Here is a 21,898-nt window from a genome sequence, read left to right on the forward strand (position 1 = left end):
TCAGGCGTAGGCGGTTCGGAACCTGTCCCGATAGGCCTTCGGGCTGATGCCCAGGTGATTGACGAACGCGCGTCGCAGCGTCTCGATGCTGCCGAAGCCGGCCATGCCCGCGGTCTCGGTGACCGATCGGCCGGCCTCGAGCGCGTTACGGGCGAAGTCGACGCGAACCAGTTCGACGTAGCGCGCCGGTGTCATCCCCAGCTCGGATTGAAAGAGCCGGGTCAGCTGGCGGGTGCTCAACGATGCCAGGGCCGCAAGCTTTTTCACGCTGTAGTCGGCGCCGGGGTCCGCCGCGACCGCCTCGGTGACCGCGCGCAGCGGCGACTGCGGCGGGGGATCGGCCTCGACCAGCACCGAGAACTGTGATTGGCCGCCGGCCCGTTTCAGATAGACGACCAGCCACCGGGCGACGTCGCGCACCAGTTCGGTCCCGTGATCCATTTCGACCAGTGCCAGCGCCAGGTCGATACCCGAGGAAATCCCCGCCGAGGTGAACACGTCGCCGTCGCGCACGAAGATCGCGTCGGGCTCGACGGTGACGTCCCGGAAGGCGCGGGCCAACAACCGGGCGTCGTGCCAGTGCGTGGTGGCGCGCCGGCCGTCGAGCAGGCCGGCCTGCGCGAGGATGAACGATCCCGTGCAGATGGACGCCATCCGCCCGGTCCGCGCGGCGACCGACCTGACGGCCTCGACCAGCGCCGGATCGATCGGTCGCCCGGGCAGGTGGTCGCTGCCGGCCACCAGGACGATATCGGCGGAGTCGATGGCCGACAGGCGATCGGTGACCCCCAACCGGGTCCCGATCGAGCTCGTCACGTCGCCGCCGTCCACCGACGCGATCTTGAGCCGGTAGTCGGCGCCGAAGCGGTTGGCCTCGACGAAGACCTCACCCGCCCCCGCGACGTCGAGCAGCGTCACCCCGTCGAAGACGACGATGACCACCACCCGCGAATGCTTTCCCTCGTGCGCCACGTCAGCCATTGTGTCGCTTTTTGAGGAGTTGACGGCTCAAACGAGCGGCGTCGGATCGACCGGACCGTCGCACACTGGGCACAACCGTCACCGCAGAAGGAGACAAGACCATGACCACCAGCTCGATCGACGCCATCGCCGGCATCCACGTGCCCGACACCGCGCTGGCGCGCGAGGTCACCGACTTCATTCGCGACACCGAAGACGAGTTGCTGTTCAACCATTCCCGGCGGGTGTTCTTCTTCGGCGCCCTGCAGGGCCTGCGCCGCGGGATCCACCCCAACCTGGAACTGCTCTACGCCGCCGCGATGTTTCACGACGTCGGTCTGACCGACCACTACCGCAACTCGACCGTCCGCTTCGAGGTCGACGGCGCCAACGCGGCGCGGGACTTCCTGATGGACGCCGGCGCCGACAAGGCCGACGCCGACACAGTGTGGCTCGGCATCGCCCTGCACACGACGCCCGGCGTGCCCGAGTTCCTGGCGCCCGAAGTCGCGCTGCTGCAGGCCGGTGTGGAAGTCGACGTGGTCGGCGTCGGGCGCGAGCAGCTGGCTCCCGAGGCGCTCGCCGCGGTGACCGCCGCCCACCCGCGCCCCGATTTCAAGAACCGCATCCTGGCGGCGTTCAACGACGGCATGAAGCACCGCCCGCACACCACGGCCGGCACCATGAACGCCGACGTCCTGGCGCACTTCGATCCCACCTTCGAGCGCGTCGACTTCGTCGACAAGATCCTGCACAACAGCTGGCCGGAATAGCCCGGAAGGGAGTAGACAGATGGACATCCACGAGGCGCTGTACACCACCAGGATGATGCGGCGGCTGCGGCCGGATCCGGTTCCGCTGGACACGCAGGCCCGCATCCTCGACGCGGCCATTCGCGCCCCCAACGGGGCCAACACCCAACGCTGGCACTTTGTCGCCGTCGACGATCCGGCGCTCATCGGTGAGTTCGCCCAACTGTTCCGGCGGGCCCGCGCCCTCGAATACGAGAAGTTCGGGGCGGGGACGGGACCGATGGTGGCGCCCGCGCCCGGTGCCGACGCGGCCGCCCACGCCGAGACGATGCGCCGAATCAAGGGGTCGGGGGACTACCTGGCCGACCATTTCGAAGAGATTCCCTTGCTGCTCTTCGTCTTCGCGATCGACGACCTCGGTGGAGCCAACATCTTCCCGGCGATCTGGAGCGTGCTGCTGGCCGCCCGCGCCGAGGGCGTCGGCGGCGTCATGACCATGGTGCTCCGCAACTTCGAGGACAGGGTCAACGAGTTACTGGGCGTCCCCGTCGAGGAGGGCTGGACGATGTCGGCCATGCTGGCCCTCGGCTACCCGCGGGGCAAATGGGGTGTCGCGGCCAATCGGCATCCCGTGCACGAGGTTTCATCCCGAAACGGCTGGAACACGCCGTTCGGTGTCGAAGTGCCGCAACCGCTTTGGCCGCCGCAGGACACGGCGAGCCTGTCCGCGGCAGGATGAATCGGCCGTGCGGGCCAACGCGGCGTCCGGGAAGTCCAGAGGGACGAGAACTAGCCATCGGCGGATGCGATCACCCGATGGGCGAGTCAAGCTTTCCACATGGGTCGCGACGTCATCGTGGTCACCGGTGCATCAAGCGGGTTCGGCCGCCTCAGCGCGGAAGCGCTGGCGTTAGCCGGCCACAGGGTTTATGCGTCGATGCGGGACACGGACGGCCGCAACGCGTCTCAGGTTGAGGCGATCGGCTACTTCGCGAAGGACAATGGCGTCGAGCTGCGGGCTGTGGAAATGGACGTGCAGTCGCAGACTTCGGTGGATGCCGCGATTGAAAGGATCTTCCAGGCCAACGGGCGGATCGACGTGGTGGTTCACAACGCGGGGCAGATGGTGTTCGGCCCGGCCGAGGCGTTTCAACCGCAACAGTTGGCAGAGCTGTATGACGTGAACGTGCTGAGCACGCAGCGCGTCAACCGCGTGATCCTGCCGCACATGCGACGGCAACGGCAAGGCCTCCTGGTGTGGGTATCGAGCAGCAGTGCGGCCGGCGGCACGCCACCCTATCTCGCCCCCTACTTTGCGGCGAAGGCCGCGATGGATGCGTTGGCCGTGGCTTACGCCCGGGAGCTCGCGCGGTGGGGCATCGAGACGACCATCATCGTTCCCGGCGCGTTCACCAGCGGCACCAACCACTTCGCACGTGCCGGCTCACCCGCTGACGAGGCGGTGGTCGATGAGTATGAGGGCGGACCGTACGCGGGGTTCGCCGCCCGCATTCGTGAGGCCTTTGCAGCGATCGTGCCTCCGGATGCCGATGCATCCACAGTGGCCGAAGCCGTCGTCAACGTGGTGCAAGAACCCTTTGGGCAGCGTCCTTTTCGGGTCCATATCGACCCCGCCGATGATGGCGCGGAGGTCGGCTTCGCCGTGCTCGACAGGCTCAGGGCCGAGATGCTCCACCGCATCGGGATGCACGACCTGTTGCAGCCGGCCCGGTTGTTTCAGTCGTAGGACGTGCGGAAGCGATCCCGATAGGCGCTGGGGGTGATGCCCAGGCGGCTGAGAAAAACCCGTCTGAGTGTTTCTGTGCTCCCAAAGCCCGCTACCCGTGCGGTCTCGGCAACGGTCCGGCCGGCTTCGAGTGCGGCACGAGCGAAATCGACGCGAACCAACTCGACATAACGTGCCGGCGTCAAACCCAACTCGGACTGAAACAGTCTGGACAATTGGCGCGTACTCAAAGATGCCTGAGCCGCAAGCTTTTTCACGCTGTGGTCGGCACCTGGATCCGCGTTGACGGCATCGGTAACCGCCCTGAGTGGAGAATCCGGCGGAGGGTCGGCCTCCACCATGACGGAGAATTGCGATTGTCCGCCAGCGCGTTTGAGATATACCACCAACGACCGGGCGACCTTACGGACCAACTCGGCTCCATAATCCGCCTCCACCAACGTCAACGCGAGATCAATGCCCGACGACACTCCCGCCGAGGTGAATACATCTCCGTCGCGGACAAAGATCGCATCCGGTTCGACGCTCACCTCGGGGAAGATGCGGGCCAACCGCCCGGTATGCCGCCAGTGCGTGGTCGCCCGCTTGCCGTTGAGCAGGCCCGCCTGCGCCAGGATGAAGGAACCCGTGCAAACGGATGCCAAGCGCCGGGTCCGGCCCGGGACGGTCTTGAGTGCTTCGATGAGAGCGGGATCGATCGGCCGCCCGATCAGTGTGTCACCGCCCGCGACCATGACGGTGTCGACGGATTCGAGGGCCGAGAGGGGACACGTCACAGCGAATCGGGTGCCGATCGACGTGGTCACATCGCGTCCGTCTACCGATGCGATTTCGAGCGAATAGCGTGCGCCGAACCGATTGGCTTCGGCGAACACCTCGGCGGGACCCGCAACGTCCAACAGTTTCACGCCGTCGAAGACGACGATCACCACCACACGAGTTGTTGCGTTGGCCTCCGCCATACGCCCATCGTGTCGCGCCGGCGACGACGAGTACAAGCCGGAGGGTGTCACAACGTGTGGATCGGCGACATGAACGGCGATCACCTGAGAAACGCTGCCGGATAAGTGGCGGCGTGCGCGACGCTGGACTCACACTGCGACAAAGAAATTCACCGGGGGCGGAACCTGGGGGCTCAAGCTCTTGTCAGCGCGTGACATCATCGTGAACGACGCCTGGCGCCCGAACAGCATCCTTTGGCCAGCGGGTGGCTGACCACGCGACTATTCTCGACACCGTGGACCCGGTGTCGCCGCCACGGAATGGTGGTGGCCTGATAGGCCGGCACGCGGAATGTGTTGCGCTGGAACAGCTTCTCACCCGCGTGCGCGCCGGTGAGAGTCGTGTTCTGGTACTTCATGGAGAGCCGGGTGTCGGTAAGACGGCCTTGCTGGACTACGTCGGTGAACGGGCCGCCGGCTGTCGCGTCATCCGTGCCAGCGGGGTCGAGTCGGAGATGGAGCTGGCCTACGCCGCGGTGCACCAGTTGTGCGCGGCGATGCTCGATCGTCTCGATTATGTGCCGGTGCCGCAACGCGACGCTTTGAGCACGGCATTGGGTCAAACGATAGGTCCCGCACCGGACCGCCTTCTCGTCGGGTTGGCGGTGTTGAACATGTTCTCCAGCATGGCTGAGGTCGAGCCGCTCGTTTGTTTGGTCGACGATCTGCAGTGGCTCGACCAGGCCTCGTCGCAGACGCTCGTATTTGTCGCCCGGCGGTTGGCCGCTGAATCTGTGGGTTTGGTCCTCACGACTCGGGTTGTGAACCCCGAGCTGAAAAAGCTCCCGACGCTGGAGGTCAACGGGCTCACGGAAACGGACGCGCGAGCTTTATTGGAGACGGTTTTGGCCACGCCGCTGGATGCGCGGGTGCGCGACCAGATCATCGCCGAGACTCGCGGCAATCCACTGGCGCTGCTCGAATTGCCCCGTAGTCTCGCGGGGCGAGAACTGGCCGGCGGGTTCGGGTTACCAGGGGCGCCGCGGCTGTCAGCGGCGATGGAGCAAAGTTTCCGCCGCGGGGTGGAGGCCTTGCCCGATCAGAGCCGTCGATTGTTGGTGTTGGCGGCGGCGGAGCCGCTCGGCGACCCGGGGCTGCTGTGGCGCGCCGCCGCACGTTTGGAGATCGGTGCGCAGGCCGCCACCCCGGCGATCGAGGCGGGCTTGGCGGAATTCGGTGCGCGGGTGCGTTTCCGCCATCCGCTGGCACGCTCAGCCGCCTACCGGGCGGCCCCGTTGCACATCAGACAGCAGGTACACGCCGCGCTGGCCGAGGTGACCGACCCGGACTCCGATCCTGACCGGCGCGCATGGCATCGCGCACATGCTGCGCCAGGTCCGGACGAGGACGTCGCCGCCGAGTTGGAGCGTTCGGCAGGGCGGGCGCGGGCCCGTGGCGGCATGGCGGCCGCGGCCGCCTTTCACGAGCGGGCGACGATGTTGACCCTCGATCCGGCCCTTCGCGTCGAGCGCGCTCTGGTTGCCGCGGCATTGAAAGCCGACGCCGGCGCGTTCGACTCGACGCTGGATCTGCTTGCCATGGCCGAGCGCGGACCGCTCAGCGAACTGCAGCATGCTCGGGCGGACCTCATTCGTGCCCAGTTGGCATACGCCACGAACCGGGGCGGCGATGCTCCGCTCCTGCTGCTTCGGGCGGCGCGGCGGCTCGAGCCGATTGACGCCAGACTGGCCCGGGAGACGTACCTGGACGCGATTTCCGCCGCTGAGTTCGCAGGCCGTCTCGCCAGTCCGGGGGGCCACGTACTCGAGGTAGCGCGGGCTGCGACCGCGGCCCCCCGATCGGCGGAGCTGCCACGCGCTCCCGATCTCGTGCTCAACGGGCTGGCGGCGAATTTCATCGAGGGGTATTCGGCCGCGGTGCCATACCTGCGTGCGGCGCTGGACGCCATGGGAACCGGTATGTCGGTTGATGACGAGCTTCGCTGGATGTGGCTGACTAGCCAAGCGGCACTGCACCTTTGGGATGACGCACACTGGGACAGGCTCTCGCAACGTTACCTCACGTTGGCACGCAAGACGGGCGCGATGAACGCGCTTCCGCTCGCCCTGAGCACACGGGCGATGTTGCTGACGTTCGTTGGCGATCTGACGGCTGTGAGCGTGCTGGTCGAAGAGCAGCACACGGTGACAGAGGCCACGGGAAGCAACCTCGCGCCGTACGCCGCCATGACCCTGGCCTCGATCCGCGGCCATCAAGCAGACGCGGAGGCGCTCATCTCGCGGACCGTTGCAGAAGCCCCTCAACGGGGAGAAGGCATCTCGATCGCCGTGGCCGAGTGGACGAAAGCCCTGCTTCATAACGGCCTCGGCAACTACGCGGAAGCACTGGCGGCCGCCCGCCGCGGGCTCGAGCAACAGGAGTATCCCAGCCTTCGTTACCCGGGGGTGGCCAACTGGGCCGCGGCAGAGTTTGTCGAGGCCGCCGTGCGAAGCGGAATGCGCGAAGAGGCAACCCAAGCAATGGAGTGGATCACCGAGATGACCAGCGCTTCCCGCACCGGATGGGCGCTCGGTGTGGAGACGCGCTGCCGTGCGCTGCTGGCCGACGGTGAGGCCGCCGAGCTGCTGTACCGAGAGTCGATCGCACACTACGGGCACAGTCGTGTCCGTGCCGAGCTCGCCCGCACGCATCTGCTCTACGGTGAATGGCTGCGGCGAGGGCGCCGGCGCACGGAGGCGCGGACGCAGCTGCGTATCGCGCACGAAATGCTCGACGCGATGGGGATGGAGGCATTCGCTGAACGGGCCCGACGTGAGCTGCAGGCCACCGGTGAGACCGCACGAAAGCGCACTGCCGGTGTCGACGGTGAAAAGCTGACGGCGCAGGAAACTCAGGTCGCGCGGCTGGCTCGGGACGGCTTGTCGAATCCGGAGATCGGCGCCCGGTTGTTCATCAGCCCCAGAACCGTCCAGTACCACCTTCGCAAGGTGTTCACCAAGCTCGATATCAGCTCGCGCAGTCAACTTGACCGGGTCTTGCCGACAGATCGTCCAGGTTCAGGGTGACAAACCGATGCCCAAGCGCCGGCGTCAGAGTCCGTGCGCCGTTTTGAGGATGTCGCTGGCGCGCTCACCGATGACGACACAGGGCGCCATGGTGTTGCCGGTGGTGATCCGAGGCATGATTGAGGCGTCTGCAATCCGAAGCCCTTCTATGCCATGAACTTTGAGGTTCGAGTCGACCACAGACATGCTGTCGCGTCCCATCTTCGCCGTGCAGCTTTGGTGGAAATAGCATTCGGCCCCATAGCGGATGAACTGTTCGAGCTCGGCACGTGTGAGATCGCCCGGCATGACCTCGCGCTTGTTGAAACGCCGAAGTACTGTCGAGTTGCCGATCTCACGGGCGAGATCCACGCAGGCGATGGCGGCCGCGAGGTCGTCGTGGTGTGCCAGCATGTTGTCTTCGACCGACACCGGGTCGCATGGCCTTGCTCCGGTAAGCCGGACTCGGCCAGAGCTTTTCGGGCGCAGCACCCCGGCGCACGCCGTCCACCCGTGCTCCGGCAGGCCATAAGCGGCAGCGTTCGCGCTGCTGGACAACGGAACTTCGCCGAAGCAGATCTGCAGGTCGGGTGCCTCCAGGTTCTGGTCGCTCTTCCAGAACACCCCGGCGCCCCCGGCGTTGTTCCGTGGCTCGAGTGGCTCGCGGAATTCCCACACGCAGTCGATCCGTGGATGGCTCTGATAGTTTCTGCCGACGCCCGGAAGATGCGCCACGACGGGAATTCCGAAGCGCCGCAGCTCGTCAGCGTCGCCGATACCGGAGTGCATGAGGACTTTTGGCGTGTTGATCGCCCCAAGCGAAACAACTACCTCGTGTGCTGCGACGACCTGGTGCGTCCGATCGTTGTGCGAGAACTCGACCGCCGTAGCCCGGTTTCGGCCGACGACCAACCGAGTCACCGTCGCACCGGTGAGGACTGTCATGTTCGGGCGGTGCAGGTGCGGATGAACGTAGGAGCGATACACGGACTGCCGCAGCCCGTTTCGCAATGTCACGTCCAAGAGCGCTGCGCCGCCGCCGCGGTCCATCATGGCGCCGTTGTTGCTCGGATAGCTCGGGATCCCCAGCGAGCGAGCGGCCTCGACGATGGCCGGAGCGATCGGATTGGGGTCGGGCGGGGACGTCACGGACATGGGGCCCCCGGTGCCGCGGGCGGAGACTGCCGGCCCGTGCCAATCCTCAATGCGACGGTAGATGTCAAGCACCGATTCATAGCCCCAGGCTTCGTCACCCGCCTGGGTTGCGAAGTAGTCCCAGTCGCTTCGATGTCCCCGAGCCCACACCATCACGTTGATGCTCGACCCCCCGCCGAGCACCTTCCCCATCGACAGCAGCACCGATCTGCCCTTGAGATGGGCGCTCGGCTGCGAGACGAAACACCAGTCACGCTCGCTACCCAAGTTCAGCGGCCACTGCGTGGGATCGTGGACTGCCGAAACATCATCGGTTTCACCGGCCTCGAGCAAAAGCACCGTAACGTCCGGATTCTCCGAAAGCCGACCGGCGACGACCGATCCAGAAGACCCTGACCCACAGATCACGAAGTCGTAGCGCGCGGCAACCTCGGGTGCCGGCATTGGTGTCGAAGTCATCTGACGCGGGCTTCGACGACGCTGAAATCCGTTGGAGTGTCGGCTTTCCGGACCATCCGGAACCCGGTTTGGCCGAGCAGCCGCTGATGCCCGTTCACAGGGCGTCCACGCGCGTCGTCGTGGCGTCGAGCGAAAATGCCCTTGTTTGAAGTGCTCACGCAATCTCCCCGATTTGATCGATGTGGAATGGAATCCTTGGCTCTCAACATCGGCAGTCGGGATTCACCTGCCGCAACCGATTGCCCAGGATTGGTTCGTCGCTACCGGGCCACAGTGGTCGCGGCACGTCGGTGCCGAAAGAAGCGCCCCAACGGTTACGAGATGAGACTTCGTGCACCGGGCGGCGATTGGCGGCAATGTCCCACCTGCCGAGTGGATACCCGAACGCCACCATGGCCGACATCGTCCACCCCTGCTCGATCGGCACCCCCAAGAGCTCATTCACCGCATCTGGGAAATAGCGCAGCAAAGTTGTCATGGCACCGCCGACGCCTTCGGCGCGGGCGGCCAGCAGCGCGCTCCAGATGGCGGGAAAGATGTTGGCACCGCCGTGGTCGTCGATCGCGAAAACAAAGAGCAATAGCGGTGTCTCGTCGAAATGATCGGCCAGGTAGTCGCCCGAGCGGATGACGCGACGCAACGTGTCGGCGTGCGCGGTGGGATCCAGGCCGGGCGCGGGCGCGGCCATTGTCCCTGTCCTGAATTCTTCGTGCTCTTTCTCGCGGCCGCGGCGGTACAACTCACCCAGCGAGCGCTTGAGCGCGGGATCGTCGACCGCGAGGAAATGCCAGCGCTGGGTGTTGCCGCCGTTGGGCGCACGGATCGCCGCATCAAGTATGCGGGCCTGCGTGCCCAGAGGTATCGGGTCCGGCCGCATGCGGCGCATCGTTCTGGTCGTGTAGAGCGCTTCATAGATGTCCATTGACCTGTTCCTCCTTGCAGGGCTGGGCGCTGACGTGCGTTTTGTCCTTGGTCGCCCGCCTCGACTTCGTCATGACACGCAACACCATCGAGGGGCGCAGCAGGCGCGACGGACGGTCGACCATGCCAATCAGCCGCATGAATTGCTGGACGACGACGGGGTCGGTTTCCGCGGCTGCCATAACCCGACGGAGGTACGCGTTTGTTATTCGCATGGACAAAGGCCGCGGCCCCTGGATTTGAGGAAGCGTTAGGTCTGCCCCGACGGCGGCCTGCCAAGCGGTCCGGATCTCCCTGGCGGCCGCTCGGAAATACCGCCGCTGAAGGTCGCGGTCGCCGCGCTCAAGGCACGTGCGCAGGATGAGCGCCTCGACAGCGGCGATCGACATTCCTTGCCCGTAAACTGGATTGAAGCTGCACATGGCGTCGCCGATGACGATCAAACCCTGAGGCATTGCCGTCAACTTGTCGTATCGGCGCCACCGATTCGCTGGAAAGCGATGCTGACGCAGCGGTCCGAGTGGTTCGGCGCGACGCACGGCTTCAACGACATGCGCGGGCGCGACTTCTGCCAAGCGGGCCAGCAGCGAGTCGTGGTCGGAGGGCGGCTGGCCTCCCGCCATCATCTGCATTCCAACCATGTAGGTGTCGTTTTCGCCGGCGAACATTGCGAATCCCGTTGGCCGGCCGGGCAATGCGCCACTGACAGCCATGTATTCGCGCAACGTTCCAGGTGGCACGTGCAACAACGTGCTCGCGTAGGCGGCATGCACCATCAGCTCATCTTCGTGGGGGCGACGGTAGCCGAGATCGTCGAGGAATACCGGGGTCCGCGAACCGCGTCCTGTGGCGTCGACCACCAGATCGGCGGCCAAGATTCTTTCCGCACCTGAGTCACGCTGTGCGGTCACGACACCCGTAATCCGGTTACGGGCCGGAGTCGAAGTCAGTCTCACCGCATCGTGGCCAACGAGGAACTCGATATTGGGAATGTGGCGTGCTCTGCGTCCGATGCACCACTCGAGTAGGGGCCTATTGACGTAGTACTTGATCACCGTCTCGGGATCCGGGATGGTGCCGGATTGCAGAAATTTGTGCCCAGCGAACGACATCCAGATTCGCGATAGGTCACCGTCCTTCCACACTCGCGCTCCCATCGCCACCAACTCATCGAGGAGCCCGGGGAACAGCTCCTCCATGGTCTGCGTGGCGCGAACTTGGGGAATGTGCGGACTGGGGCCATGGGGCACTCCGCGGCGGGCCACTGGGCGTTCGGGCAGAACGTCTCGTTCCACCACGGTCACCGTGGTGTAGTAGTCAGCCAGAACACGGGCGGCCATCAGGCCGGCGATGCTTCCCCCCAGAACGACTGCGGTTTCGCCGAATTCAGGCACACTGAGTCTCCTTCTGATCCGTTTTTGTCGGCGGACGACGCGCGAGGACTAACAGCTGATTGCGAAGGCGGCCATCATCAGCAAGACCGTGGCGAGGCCGTGCAGGACAAGTTGTCGCAAAACGACATCCCGGCCAAGCGAGTCGTCCAATTCGGTCGACCGCGAATAATCCGGGATCACAAAGCGATAGCGCTCTGAGCCGAATCTCGTTCTCGTGCTTCGGTGTGTGTTCATGCCCATCTTCATCGACTGAGGCGGTCAGCCGAGCCCGCCGGGCCGAAGTCGTATTGAACGCAATGTGTGGGAGGCTTGACGAACATGGGAAGCTCGCCGAATGTTGCCGCCCACAACATGGCGCTTGCGAACACCAGCGATAGCGCGACAAAGCTGTGAAAGCATGCTTGCCCTGCAATGCTCGTCACGGACGGCAGGGGCAGGGGGCGGTGCTCCGGAAATCGAGCGTTCGGTCTCGCTTGAGACTTGGCCGATTTCTCCGCCGTGACCGTGGATGCCGCTTGGGCGTCCAACCGATTGACATCCATCGTGTCCTCCGCGTGTAAAACGAAACGTCCGGACGTGTCTACCGCGACAGGTGGGTCACTGGCGTGTCTGCGGCGCGTACCTTGTGCACGAGAGACGCACCGATTTCGGGAATGTCGTGCGTAGCCGGACGATGTCGCTATCTGTGGGAAACGTGTCCCATCATCGGTGGCTGAAGGCCCGACACCGAGTCGAGACTTGTTTGTGTGATCTCGGATGACCGCGACCGGTCGGCGCGCGGCGTCCACACGGCGCCTGGGCAGGGCGTCCAAGCATGACTGGGCCCGCATTCGTCACGCCCGAAGTTGTTTCTGAGTGCCTGGGCTTCAAGCCCGGACAACGCATCACCGGCTCCGGCGGTGTTCTTACTGCAGCGATCTGGCGGTTCGAAAACAAATCGGCATACGAATTGGTGGGTCCGGCCGTCGACACCACGGACCTTATCGCCATGCCCCTGAGCGGACATCACCACCACACGTACTTTGGTGACGGGCGCCGCAAATGGGGCCGCGAACATCCGGCTTTCCACATGAACGTTGTGGTCGCCGGCGAACAGCCAAGAGGAGTATTCAGCGCTGAGCGGCCATTTAGTTATCTGCACGTGTATGTGCCGCACGCGATGGTGGAAAGGCTCGCGGTGGAAAGCGGCGCCGCCAACGTGGCTCGGTCGGTCACGTTGATCGATCCAATGTGTTCCCGGGACCCTTTGGCAGAGAGCATATGCCGGCAGATCGTTCGCGAAATGACTCACCGGGACGGGTGTTCCCGGATGATGATTGACTCTCTCGGTCAACAACTCGTTGTTCGACTTATACGCCAGCACTCGAGTGTGTCGGGATCCCCGTCCTTAGCGAAGAAAAGTGGTCCAGGCTATCGGGATTGGCGCCTGCGGCGCGCAATCGACTACCTAGAGGCGCACCTCTCGGATGATGTCGGCCTGAACGAACTGGCGGCGGTGGTGGGCTTGTCGACGACACGCCTTTCAGGACTGTTCCTGGAGGGCACCGGAGAGCCGCCGCACCGGTGGCTGATGAATCGTCGGTTCATGCACGCCTGTGAGCTGCTGGGCAACCCGTCACTGAGCATCACCGATATCGCCCACCAATGCGGGTTCGCGAGTTCTCAGCATTTGGCGGCGGTGATGCGCCGGAGGCTCGCGACGACGCCGACCGCCTACCGCCGGGACTTGCTCGCGTGACGCGTGGGATTTCGACATGCCGGAGGCTAGCGACAGTGCGTGCGTCGAGCGCAATCACCGCGCGCGGCGTGTGCACAACGGCAGCGATTTGCACGGGACTTTCTCGCTTCGGCTGAACAAGGCGGCGCAGCAGAGCGCCCAGGCGTTTGTACGGCCATGGCGCTAATTGTGGGAAAGATGTCCCGTCTGATAAGTGGGCACAACCTTTCGGCAACGCATAGTGAACCGAAGGGTTCCGGAGCATGGGCCGTCGGACCCCTTATGGCGTGAAGATCGACGACCCCGCATGACTAGCCACCAGCGGATGCGACGGCCGTTCGGTTCGCCGCAGACTTGGATCCACGACGGAAGGATTGCCGTGGGTACCGCCACCCGGCCCCCATCTGAAGGGAAGCATGATGACGATCTCACTGTCCGCCAACCGGCGTAACGCCGCCGACGTACGGCCCTTTCGGGCTGCGGCGAGCCTGTTCGAAGACCTGCAGAGGGTCCTGGTCGACCTGATCGAACTGCACCTGCAAGGCAAACAGGCGCACTGGAACCTCGTCGGCACGAACTTCCGCGACCTGCACCTGCAACTTGACGCCATCGTGGACACCGCCCGCGAGGCCAGCGACACAATCGCCGAACGACTGCGCGCGTTGGACGCGGTCCCGGACGGCCGCTCGGACACGGTGGTGGCGACGACGACGGTTCCGGCTATCCCCCCGGGTCTGATCGGCGCCGCCGAAGCCGTTGACCTGATCACCACCCGCATCTACGCCGTCGTCGGCACCATCCGCGCCGTGCACGACGACGTCGACGCTGCTGACCCCGCGACCGCCGACCTATTGCACGCCATCATCGATGACCTCGAGAAAGAGGCGTGGCTGCTGAAGTCGGAAAACGTTACGCCGTAGCTGTTCTCGAGCGGCGATCCGTGAAAGGAGGAGGTCATGAGATTGGTGATTGCCATGACCGGAGCGACCGGTGCCGCTCTGGGCATCCGCCTACTGGAAACCCTCGGGCACTTGGGTGTCGAGACGCACCTGGTGTTGAGTGACTGGGCGCGGGCGACGATCAAGCTCGAGACCGATACCAGCGTCGAGGCGGTTCGGGCGTTGGCCTCACACGCGTACAGCGCACGCGACCTCGCCGCCGGCATCTCCAGTGGATCGTTCCGCACCGACGGCATGGTGGTCTGCCCGTGCAGCATGAAGACGTTGAGCGCCATCCGAATCGGCTTCAGCGACAACCTGATCACGCGCGCCGCCGACGTGACGCTCAAGGAACGACGCAGGCTGGTCCTGGTCGCGCGCGAGGCCCCGTTGAGTGAGATCCACTTGGAGAACATGCACTACCTGGCGCGAGCCGGAGCCGTGATCTTCCCACCGACGGTGGCGTACTACGCGCGGCCCACCTCGGTCGACGAAGTGACCGATTATGTGGTCGGCCGGGTCCTTGATCAGCTCGGCATCGAACACAGTCTGATCAAGCGCTGGAAGGACGATCAGCAACACCCAAACGGCGACTCAGCTCTAACGGAGGCCGACCGGTGGGCCACCCGGATCGAGCAGGAGTTGCGCCAGCCGCTGTGCGCCCCGATCGAGTGAGGAGACCGAAATGACCACGGGCACAAGCCTGCCGGAAACGACGAGTATCACCCAACCGGACGGGGCCGGTGCGGGACCCGACCTGCGTAGCTGGCTGGCAACACTGGAAGCGGCGGACCAGTTGCGTCGGGTCAGAGCCGCTGTCGACTGGGACCAGGAAATCGGTGCGATCACCCGCGCCAACCTGTCTCTGGGCGGCCCGGCTCTGCTGTTCGAAAACATTGTCGGCCATGAGAACACCAGGTGCACAAAGCTGTTGACGTCGGCACTGGGCAGCCGGCGCCAGGTCCAACTGATGCTCGGGCTGCCAGAAGGCACCAGCGATTCGGCCATCGTTCGTCACTTGCGAGAGGCGTTCAAAAAGCCCATCCCACCACGCGTTGTCGACTCGGGCCCGGTCAAAGAGAACATCGTCGAAGGCGACGACATCAATTTGTGGGAGCTCCCCGTCCCGAAGTGGCACGGTGAGGACGGCGGCCGCTACATCGACACCTTCTGCGGCGTCGTCACCGAAGACAAGGTAACCGGACGCGACAACATTGGTCTCTACCGCGGCCAGATCGTCGACCGCGACAAGATCGCCAAATTGTTGGTGCCCAGCCAGGGCTGGGGCGGCCATATGGAGGAATACAAGCCAGAGCCGATGCCGGTTGCGGTTGTCTATGGGTGGCACGACGTGCTGCCGTTCTGCGCCGGCAGCCCCTTTCCCAAGAACGTCTGTGAGTGGGACATGATGGGGGCGCTGCTCGGCCGACCCGTTGACCTGGTGCCCTGCGAATCTGTGCCGTTGCACGTGCCGGCGACCGCGGAGATCGTCGTCGAGGGCTTCATCGATCCCGACCCCTCGACGTTCGTCGTAGAGGGTCCGTTCGCCGAGTATCCGGGCTTCATCGGCGGCGCGGCACCGGCGCCGGTCCTGCGGGTCACCCGCATCACCCACCGCAACGACCCGGTGCTTCGCGGCACCCTCGAGGGCATCCGGCCGGGGATGTTCAACGAGGACAGCATCACCAACTTCGCACGGTCGGCGATCACCTGGAACGTGCTCGACGATCTTGGCATCGGCGGCATCACCGACCTCTGGATGACCGAGGTGACCAACGGCCAGAACACACTGGTGCAGATCCAGAAGCGGTACCGCGGCCACGCGCAACAGATCGCCGCGGCGCTCTGGGGCACCGGGGGATCGGTGTGGTTCCACAAAAACGTGATGGTCGTCGAGGAGGACATCGACATCCACGATCCGGTCGCGCTGGATTGGGCCATGTCCTATCGGGTCAACGCGGGGCTCGGCGACATCGCTTTCTTTGGACCGGGTTTGGGCTCCTCGCTCGATCCGTCGACCCCGCCGGAGAAGAACGACACCAACAAGTACGGGGCCGGCCAGTGGACGCGGGTGCTCATCGACGCCACCCGTAGCTGGGAGATCGAGCCTCGCGCGGAATGGGGCGGGCGCCGCTTCCCGCCGACCGATCGGTTATCGCCCGAGCTGGAATCCAAAATTGCCGGCCGGTGGGAAGAGTACGGGATCGGCATCCCGTACCTCGACGACGAAGGACGCGAAATGCTGACGCTGCAAAAACTCAGCAAGCGAATGCCGGAGGTGTAGAGAGGCGATGACGGATGTTGCGGTAAGCGTCGCGTTACCACCGTCGATCGAGTCGGCTCAGCACATTGCCTCAGCGGAGAAACTTGGCTATCGGCGCGCCTACTGTTACGACAGTCCGTTCGGTGGTGATGACGTCTGGCTGGCCTTGCACCGCGCCGCCGAGCGGACGACGACGATTGAGCTGGGGTCCCGCGGTACTGATTCCGACACAGCGTCATCCGTTGGTCAACGCCGCAGAGACCGTCTCACTGCACCGAGTGGCACCCGGACGCATTCTGACGTCGTTCGGCACAGGATTCTCCAGCCGCGCGGCCATCGGCCAGCCCCCGATCGCATGGTCGTACATGGAGGCCTATATCCGTGCCTACCAGGCGCTGTTGGCCGGCGAGGTGGTCGACTGGGAAGGTGCGGCCATAAAATTGATGCTCAGCTCATCGCAATCGGAGGTGCTGCCCCTGCGAATCCCGTTGCTGCTGGCGGCAACCGGTCCCAAGGGTGCAGGCGTCGCCAAGCGGGTCGGCGCCGACGGGATCATCTCGATGTTCAATGTCGTGCCCGGACAGCGTGATTTTGCGCGCACAGTGGTAGCGACAATGGGCACCGTACTCGACGAAGGGGAGAGCCTGGCAGACGAACGGGTCCGCTCGGCGGTGGGTGCCCCCTGGGCGGCGGCATATCATTTCGTCTACACCACGCAGGGTGCCGACGCGTTGCGCGAGATGCCGGGTGGCGCAGCGTGGTTGGACGTGATCGAGCGGATCCCGCAACGCCTGCGCCACTTACACATTCACCAGGGGACCATGGTCGAGATGAACACGGCCGACATGGCGGCCTGGCATGCCGGAGGCTACGCCTCGGTTCCGTCGGTCACCCTGAGCGGATCGGCCGACGCGGTCGGGAGGGCCGTCGCGGCGATGGCGGAGGCCGGTGCCACCGAGGTCATGATCGAGCCCTCGGGACCCGACATCCCATGCGAACTCGAAAGATTCATGGCGGCCGTGCGTGGTTAGCACGGCCGGTTCGGTCGCCCCGATGGGGTCGCTGATCTGCTCGCCTTCCTTGGCGGCATAGCGCCGGCCAAATCCCTACTCGTTCGAAAGGACTCCCACGAAATGCCCGTCTACCAGTGTTACAGTCCGCCAGGACTGCTGAGCGAGTCGGCGAAGGCTCGAATCGCCGACGAGATCACCACCATTCACACCAGCGCCACCGGAGCACCGGAATTATTCGTCAACGTTCTTTTCCACGAGATCCCGGTGGGTGACTGCTTCGTTGGCCGCAAACAGGCGAGCCACTCCTACCTGTTCGGCGCCATCCGCCACGGGCGCGATGCCGCGACCCGCCAAACGATGCTGCGCGAATTCTCGCGGATGTGGAGTCGTGCCACCGGCCAGTCTGAAGCCGAATTTCTCGTCGCGTTGACCGAAGTCGACCCGGCAAATGCAATGGAGGCTGGATTGGTTTTGCCTGAGCCTGGTCGCGAACAGGAGTGGTTCGACGAGAACCGGGTCAGATTGACGCAAATGGGGATGGCGCTCTGACGCGCCCGGCGCAGTCCTGTCAGCGAACGCCGGGCCGCTCACCCCGCTGAGCGCGCGATTTGGTCGCCGTGACACCGGTTCGGTAACCTGGCATTCACCAACGCGGGGTGGAGCAGCTCGGTAGCTCGCTGGGCTCATAACCCAGAGGTCGCAGGTTCGAATCCTGTCCCCGCTACCAGGTAAAACGGCCCCCGGAGATTGCTCCGGGGGCCGTTTTCACGCCCGGCGGGGGCGTTGGCGCGAACGTTCGCAAAGCGAATGATCAGTCGGGAACGTGTTCGCCAAGCACGCGATGGCATATCTTTACCTCCGTCCGTCGCATCGGTACCGCGAGTTGTCGGAGGAGATCCCACATGCGCAGCATCCAGGTGGCAGCGTCCGCCACGGCCCTCGTTCTATTCGGCTCGGCCGGCGTCGCCGCCGCCGCGCCGCCGAAGGACTACTGCGCCGAACTCAAGGGTGCCAACACCGGCCAGGCATGCAAGATCCAGATGGCCGACCCCGGCTACAACGTCGACATCAGCTTCCCGGTCAACTACCCCGACGAGAAGTCGGTGGCGGACTTCATCACCAAGGAGCGCGACGATTTCCTCAACGCCGCCAAATCGTCCGCACCCCGCGACCAGCCCTACCAACTGACCATTTCGTCGACGAATTACGGGTCGGCGATACCACCGCGCGGCACCGAGGCCGTGGTGTTCAAGGTCGTCGAGAACACCGGCGCCCCCAAGACGACGTTCAAGTCGTTCAACTGGGACCAGACCTATCGCAAGGCGATCGTGTGGACCGCCGCCTCAGACGACAAGAACAACACGCCCTTGTGGCGCGTCGACGACCCGCTGCAGACCGTCGCGCCGATCGTGCAGAGCGAGCTGCAGAAGCAGGCCGCGCCGCCCGCGAACCCGGCGCAGACCCCGCCGGGGAACCAGCCGCAGACCACACCTCCCGCGAACCAGACGCCGACGCCCCCGCCGGTGGCCATCGCGCCGGCCGCCGCCTACGACCCCGCCAACTACCAGAATTTCGCGGTCACCAACGACGGAGTGATCTTCTTTTTCGACCAAGGTCGCATGGTGCCCGACGCCACTCAGGTGTTGGTGCCGCGCTCCGCGATCGACCCGATGCTCGCCTAGCGAGCGCCGACCTACCGCGGCAGCACGGCCTCGATGGCGCTGATGACCTCGGGGGCGTCGGGCTCGGTGCGGGGCCGGAAGCGCTGCACCACCGCACCGTCGGGTGCGAGGAGGAACTTCTCGAAGTTCCACTGGATGTCTCCCGCCTGGCCGTCGGCGTCGGCGGCTTTGGTCAACTCGGCGTACAGCGGGTGGCGGCCGTCGCCGTTGACGTCGGTCTTCGCCAACAACGGGAACGTCACCCCGTAGGTGGTCGAGCAGAACTCCTGGATCTCGTCGGCCGTGCCGGGTTCCTGTCCCATGAACTGGTTACAGGGGACGCCGACGACGGTCAGGCCGCGGTCGCGGTAGTCCTTGGCCAGCTTCTCGAGCGCCGTGTACTGCGGAGTGAGCCCGCATTTGGAGGCCACGTTGACGACGAGCGTTGCGCCGTCGGACAATTCGGCCAGCGTGGTGGGCCGGCCGTCGAGGGTGTTCAGGGCGATGTCTTTGAGGGTCACGCCGACGACGCTAACGCAGATCAGAGCCAACCGGTACGGGCGGCGGCAACCGGCTCGGCGGGTTCGGGGGCCAGCTCCCCGTCCCGCACGCCGTCGAGCAACCGCTTCACCGCGGCGACGATCTCCGGCGCCGCGGCGGCGAGCCCCTTCTTGTCGGCCTCGCTGACCGCGTCGGCGTCGACGCCGGCCCGGGTCAGCACGGCGGACGGGTCGGCCAACTGCTCGGCCAGCCACGACACCGGGTCCGCTGAGAGCTCCGGGACGAAGTGCCGGCGTCCGGGTTCCCAGCCGTCGAAACGCGGGTGGTGATGGGCCCGGTCCAGCGTCCCCGGTGGGCTTTCCGTCGATCCGAAAAGGTCCACCCGCCACACGGGGCGGGTGAAGGCGATCGGGCCACCGGCATAGATCGAGCCCTGGGGCTCGGCCCGGTCGACGAGGCGCAGTTCCAGTCTGACTCCCCGCTCCGGGGTTTCCTGACCTTCGAGCGGGGACGGGTCGACGAAATACATGTCGCCGACGACCACACCCAGGGATTCGAATCCGAACGCTGCGAGCATTGCGCACCTCTCCTTACCGCTACCCGAGCGTAGACCCGCACGCGGACGGGTGCGCCGCCACCGAAGAGGGGACGCGCCAGCGCGTCTCGTAAAGTTGAGCGCTGGAACAGGCGCCAACACGAATTTTGTTAATGGCGGTTCGCATAAGTGCGGGCGCCGCGGTAGATTTTAATGATCTTTCTATCAAGGGCCCCTGGTATCGGCTCTGACCCGGGGGAGAACGTAAGGGGCGGCGACGGTGGTATCGAGACAGCAGAGTCCCGGTTCACCTGTGCAGATCAACTCGCAGCGGACCCCGCCCTATAAGTGGATCGCGGTCGCCACGCTGCTCGTGCTCGCGGTGATCTTGGCCCTGGTGTACATCCAGTTCCGGGGCGGCTTCACGCCGAAGACCGAGTTGACGATGCTGGCGTCGCGGGCTGGGTTGGTGATGGATCCGGGGTCGAAGGTGACCTATAACGGGGTGGAGATCGGGCGGGTTGGCAAGATCGCGGAGACGGTGCGTGATGGTAAGCCGGCGGCGAAGTTCACGCTGGAGGTCTATCCGCGGTATTTGGCGTTGATCCCGTCGAATGTGAATGCCGATATCAAGGCGACGACGGTGTTCGGTGGCAAGTATGTGTCGTTGACGACGCCGGCGCACCCGTCGCCGCAGAAGATCTCGGCGCACACCGTGCTGGATGCGCGTTCGGTGACCACCGAGATCAACACGCTGTTTCAGACGATCACCTCGATCGCGCAGAAGGTCGATCCGGTCAAGTTGAATCTGACGTTGAGCGCGGCGGCGCAGTCGTTGGCCGGGTTGGGGGAGAAGTTCGGGCAGTCGGTGGTGAATGCGAACGCGGTTTTGGATGAGGTGAATCCGCGGATGCCGCAGGCGCGCAAGGACATTCAGCAGTTGGCGGCGCTGGGCGACACCTATGCGGACGCCTCGCCGGATCTGTTCGACTTCTTGAACAACGCGGTGGTCACCTCGCGCACGATCAACGCGCAGCAAAAGGATCTGGATCAGGCGTTGTTGTCGGCGGCCGGGTTCGGCAACACCGGCGCGGACCTGTTCACCAAGGGCGGCCCGTACCTGGCGCGCGGGGCGGCCGACCTGGTGCCCACGGCCCAACTGCTCGACACCTACAGCCCCGAGCTTTATTGCACCCTGCACAACTACCACGACATCGTGCCCATCACCGGCGCCTCCGAAGGTGGTTTCAACGGCTACTCGCTGAACATGAACACCGAGGTCACCTCGGGCCTAGGTCTGTTGCTCAATCCGGTCGCCACCGTCCCGGTCATCGCGTCGCTCCTGGGCGGCATCGCCGGGGTGGTCGGCGGGGCGCCCAACCCCTACATCTGGCCCGAGAACCTGCCACGCGTGAACGCCCGCGGCGGCCCCGGCGGCGCCCCGGGTTGCTGGCAGCGGGTCACCCGAGACCTGTGGCCCGCGCCCGAACTCGTGATGGACACCGGCAACAGCCTCGCGCCCTACAACCACCTGGACACCGGATCGCCGTACGCGATCGAGTACGTCTGGGGCCGTCAAGTCGGCGACAACACCATCAACCCGTAGCACGCGAAAGAGTTGCCGGGAACCATCATTCGCGTGCCGCCACGGTCGACGGCCCCGCCGCGCGCGGCGCGATAGTTCGGCGTTGCGTTGTTCGTGCCACCGCGTCGCGGTACATTGCACTGGTCTTCGTTATTGCATCTGTGTACAGAGCCCCTGGTAACGGGCAGTGAGTCGGGGGAGTGATTTGCCGCAGCGCCGCCAGGCCGCGGCACCGACGTGAGGGGCCAGCTGTGGCGACGGTGGGTTATCTGAATAGCCAACCGCATGCCT

Annotated in this window: 19 protein-coding genes and 1 tRNA gene; 13 read left to right on the plus strand and 7 right to left on the minus strand. The window is 65.1% G+C overall.

What is annotated here, in order from left to right:
* Positions 1 to 981: a GlxA family transcriptional regulator gene (locus tag QGN30_RS08255; RefSeq protein ID WP_196233682.1), complete on the minus strand. Its 981-nt coding sequence runs from the start codon at positions 979 to 981 to the stop codon at positions 1 to 3.
* A gap of 101 nt (positions 982 to 1,082) precedes the next feature.
* On the opposite strand from QGN30_RS08255, the gene QGN30_RS08260 reads away from it, so the two are divergent.
* From QGN30_RS08260 to QGN30_RS08270, 3 genes are all read left to right on the plus strand, one after another.
* Positions 1,083 to 1,733 (plus strand): HD domain-containing protein, encoded by a 651-nt coding sequence (locus tag QGN30_RS08260; RefSeq protein WP_225341438.1) that lies wholly within the window; start codon positions 1,083 to 1,085, stop codon positions 1,731 to 1,733.
* A gap of 19 nt (positions 1,734 to 1,752) precedes the next feature.
* A complete protein-coding gene (locus tag QGN30_RS08265; protein ID WP_009956599.1) occupies positions 1,753 to 2,451 on the plus strand; it encodes a nitroreductase family protein in 699 nt (232 codons plus the stop codon).
* 99 nt (positions 2,452 to 2,550) lie between these two features.
* On the plus strand, positions 2,551 to 3,459 hold the full coding sequence (locus QGN30_RS08270) for an SDR family oxidoreductase (RefSeq protein WP_009956600.1): 909 nt from the start codon (positions 2,551 to 2,553) through the stop codon (positions 3,457 to 3,459).
* Here the strand turns inward: QGN30_RS08270 and QGN30_RS08275 are convergent.
* On the minus strand, positions 3,450 to 4,421 hold the full coding sequence (locus QGN30_RS08275; RefSeq protein WP_009956601.1) for a GlxA family transcriptional regulator: 972 nt from the start codon (positions 4,419 to 4,421) through the stop codon (positions 3,450 to 3,452). The genes QGN30_RS08270 and QGN30_RS08275 overlap by 10 nt on opposite strands.
* Positions 4,422 to 4,696: 275 nt before the next feature.
* On the opposite strand from QGN30_RS08275, the gene QGN30_RS08280 reads away from it, so the two are divergent.
* Positions 4,697 to 7,486, plus strand: coding sequence for a helix-turn-helix transcriptional regulator (locus QGN30_RS08280; RefSeq protein ID WP_080552563.1), 2,790 nt, complete (start codon positions 4,697 to 4,699; stop codon positions 7,484 to 7,486).
* Between the two features lie 24 nt (positions 7,487 to 7,510).
* Here the strand turns inward: QGN30_RS08280 and QGN30_RS08285 are convergent, their stop codons facing one another.
* The 3 genes from QGN30_RS08285 to QGN30_RS08295 all read right to left on the minus strand — a co-directional run bounded on the left by QGN30_RS08285 (position 7,511) and on the right by QGN30_RS08295 (position 11,394).
* Positions 7,511 to 9,064: a GMC family oxidoreductase gene (locus tag QGN30_RS08285; protein WP_009956604.1), complete on the minus strand. Its 1,554-nt coding sequence runs from the start codon at positions 9,062 to 9,064 to the stop codon at positions 7,511 to 7,513.
* A gap of 217 nt (positions 9,065 to 9,281) precedes the next feature.
* Entirely contained in the window at positions 9,282 to 10,001 is a 720-nt protein-coding gene (locus QGN30_RS08290; protein WP_009956605.1) for a nitroreductase family protein, read from the minus strand.
* Positions 9,988 to 11,394, minus strand: coding sequence for an FAD-dependent oxidoreductase (locus tag QGN30_RS08295; protein WP_014380901.1), 1,407 nt, complete (start codon positions 11,392 to 11,394; stop codon positions 9,988 to 9,990). The genes QGN30_RS08290 and QGN30_RS08295 overlap by 14 nt, the downstream gene beginning before the upstream one ends.
* Positions 11,395 to 12,208: 814 nt before the next feature.
* Here QGN30_RS08295 and QGN30_RS08300 point away from each other — a divergent pair.
* From QGN30_RS08300 to QGN30_RS08335, 8 genes are all read left to right on the plus strand, one after another.
* Positions 12,209 to 13,132 (plus strand): helix-turn-helix domain-containing protein, encoded by a 924-nt coding sequence (locus tag QGN30_RS08300; protein WP_248923210.1) that lies wholly within the window; start codon positions 12,209 to 12,211, stop codon positions 13,130 to 13,132.
* A 395-nt stretch (positions 13,133 to 13,527) separates the two neighbouring features.
* Positions 13,528 to 14,031, plus strand: a complete 504-nt coding sequence (locus QGN30_RS08305) for a Dps family protein (RefSeq protein WP_014380898.1) — start codon at positions 13,528 to 13,530, stop codon at positions 14,029 to 14,031.
* 36 nt (positions 14,032 to 14,067) lie between these two features.
* Positions 14,068 to 14,724 (plus strand): UbiX family flavin prenyltransferase, encoded by a 657-nt coding sequence (locus QGN30_RS08310; protein WP_014385624.1) that lies wholly within the window; start codon positions 14,068 to 14,070, stop codon positions 14,722 to 14,724.
* Positions 14,725 to 14,734: 10 nt separating this feature from the next.
* The gene (locus tag QGN30_RS08315; RefSeq protein ID WP_014380896.1) at positions 14,735 to 16,333 is read left to right on the plus strand and encodes a UbiD family decarboxylase; all 1,599 of its coding nucleotides are present in this window, start codon (positions 14,735 to 14,737) and stop codon (positions 16,331 to 16,333) included.
* A gap of 83 nt (positions 16,334 to 16,416) precedes the next feature.
* Entirely contained in the window at positions 16,417 to 17,343 is a 927-nt protein-coding gene (locus tag QGN30_RS08320) for an LLM class flavin-dependent oxidoreductase (RefSeq protein WP_248923209.1), read from the plus strand.
* A gap of 102 nt (positions 17,344 to 17,445) precedes the next feature.
* A complete protein-coding gene (locus QGN30_RS08325; protein WP_014383140.1) occupies positions 17,446 to 17,874 on the plus strand; it encodes a tautomerase family protein in 429 nt (142 codons plus the stop codon).
* Positions 17,875 to 17,975: 101 nt separating this feature from the next.
* Positions 17,976 to 18,052: transfer RNA gene (locus tag QGN30_RS08330), tRNA-Met, on the plus strand.
* Positions 18,053 to 18,227: 175 nt separating this feature from the next.
* Positions 18,228 to 19,007 carry an RsiV family protein gene (locus QGN30_RS08335; protein ID WP_009956618.1) on the plus strand — a complete coding sequence of 260 codons (780 nt, stop codon included), beginning with the start codon at positions 18,228 to 18,230 and terminating at the stop codon, positions 19,005 to 19,007.
* An 11-nt stretch (positions 19,008 to 19,018) separates the two neighbouring features.
* Here QGN30_RS08335 and QGN30_RS08340 read toward each other — a convergent pair whose 3' ends face one another.
* Positions 19,019 to 19,507 (minus strand): glutathione peroxidase, encoded by a 489-nt coding sequence (locus QGN30_RS08340; protein ID WP_008259599.1) that lies wholly within the window; start codon positions 19,505 to 19,507, stop codon positions 19,019 to 19,021.
* Positions 19,508 to 19,527: 20 nt separating this feature from the next.
* Entirely contained in the window at positions 19,528 to 20,064 is a 537-nt protein-coding gene (locus QGN30_RS08345; RefSeq protein WP_095562872.1) for a hypothetical protein, read from the minus strand.
* Positions 20,065 to 20,335: 271 nt separating this feature from the next.
* On the opposite strand from QGN30_RS08345, the gene QGN30_RS08350 reads away from it, so the two are divergent.
* Entirely contained in the window at positions 20,336 to 21,628 is a 1,293-nt protein-coding gene (locus QGN30_RS08350; RefSeq protein ID WP_014383127.1) for an MCE family protein, read from the plus strand.
* Positions 21,629 to 21,898 lie beyond the last annotated feature (270 nt).

Source organism: Mycobacterium sp. 3-98 (assembly GCF_035918355.1).
Lineage (GTDB): Bacteria > Actinomycetota > Actinomycetes > Mycobacteriales > Mycobacteriaceae > Mycobacterium > Mycobacterium intracellulare.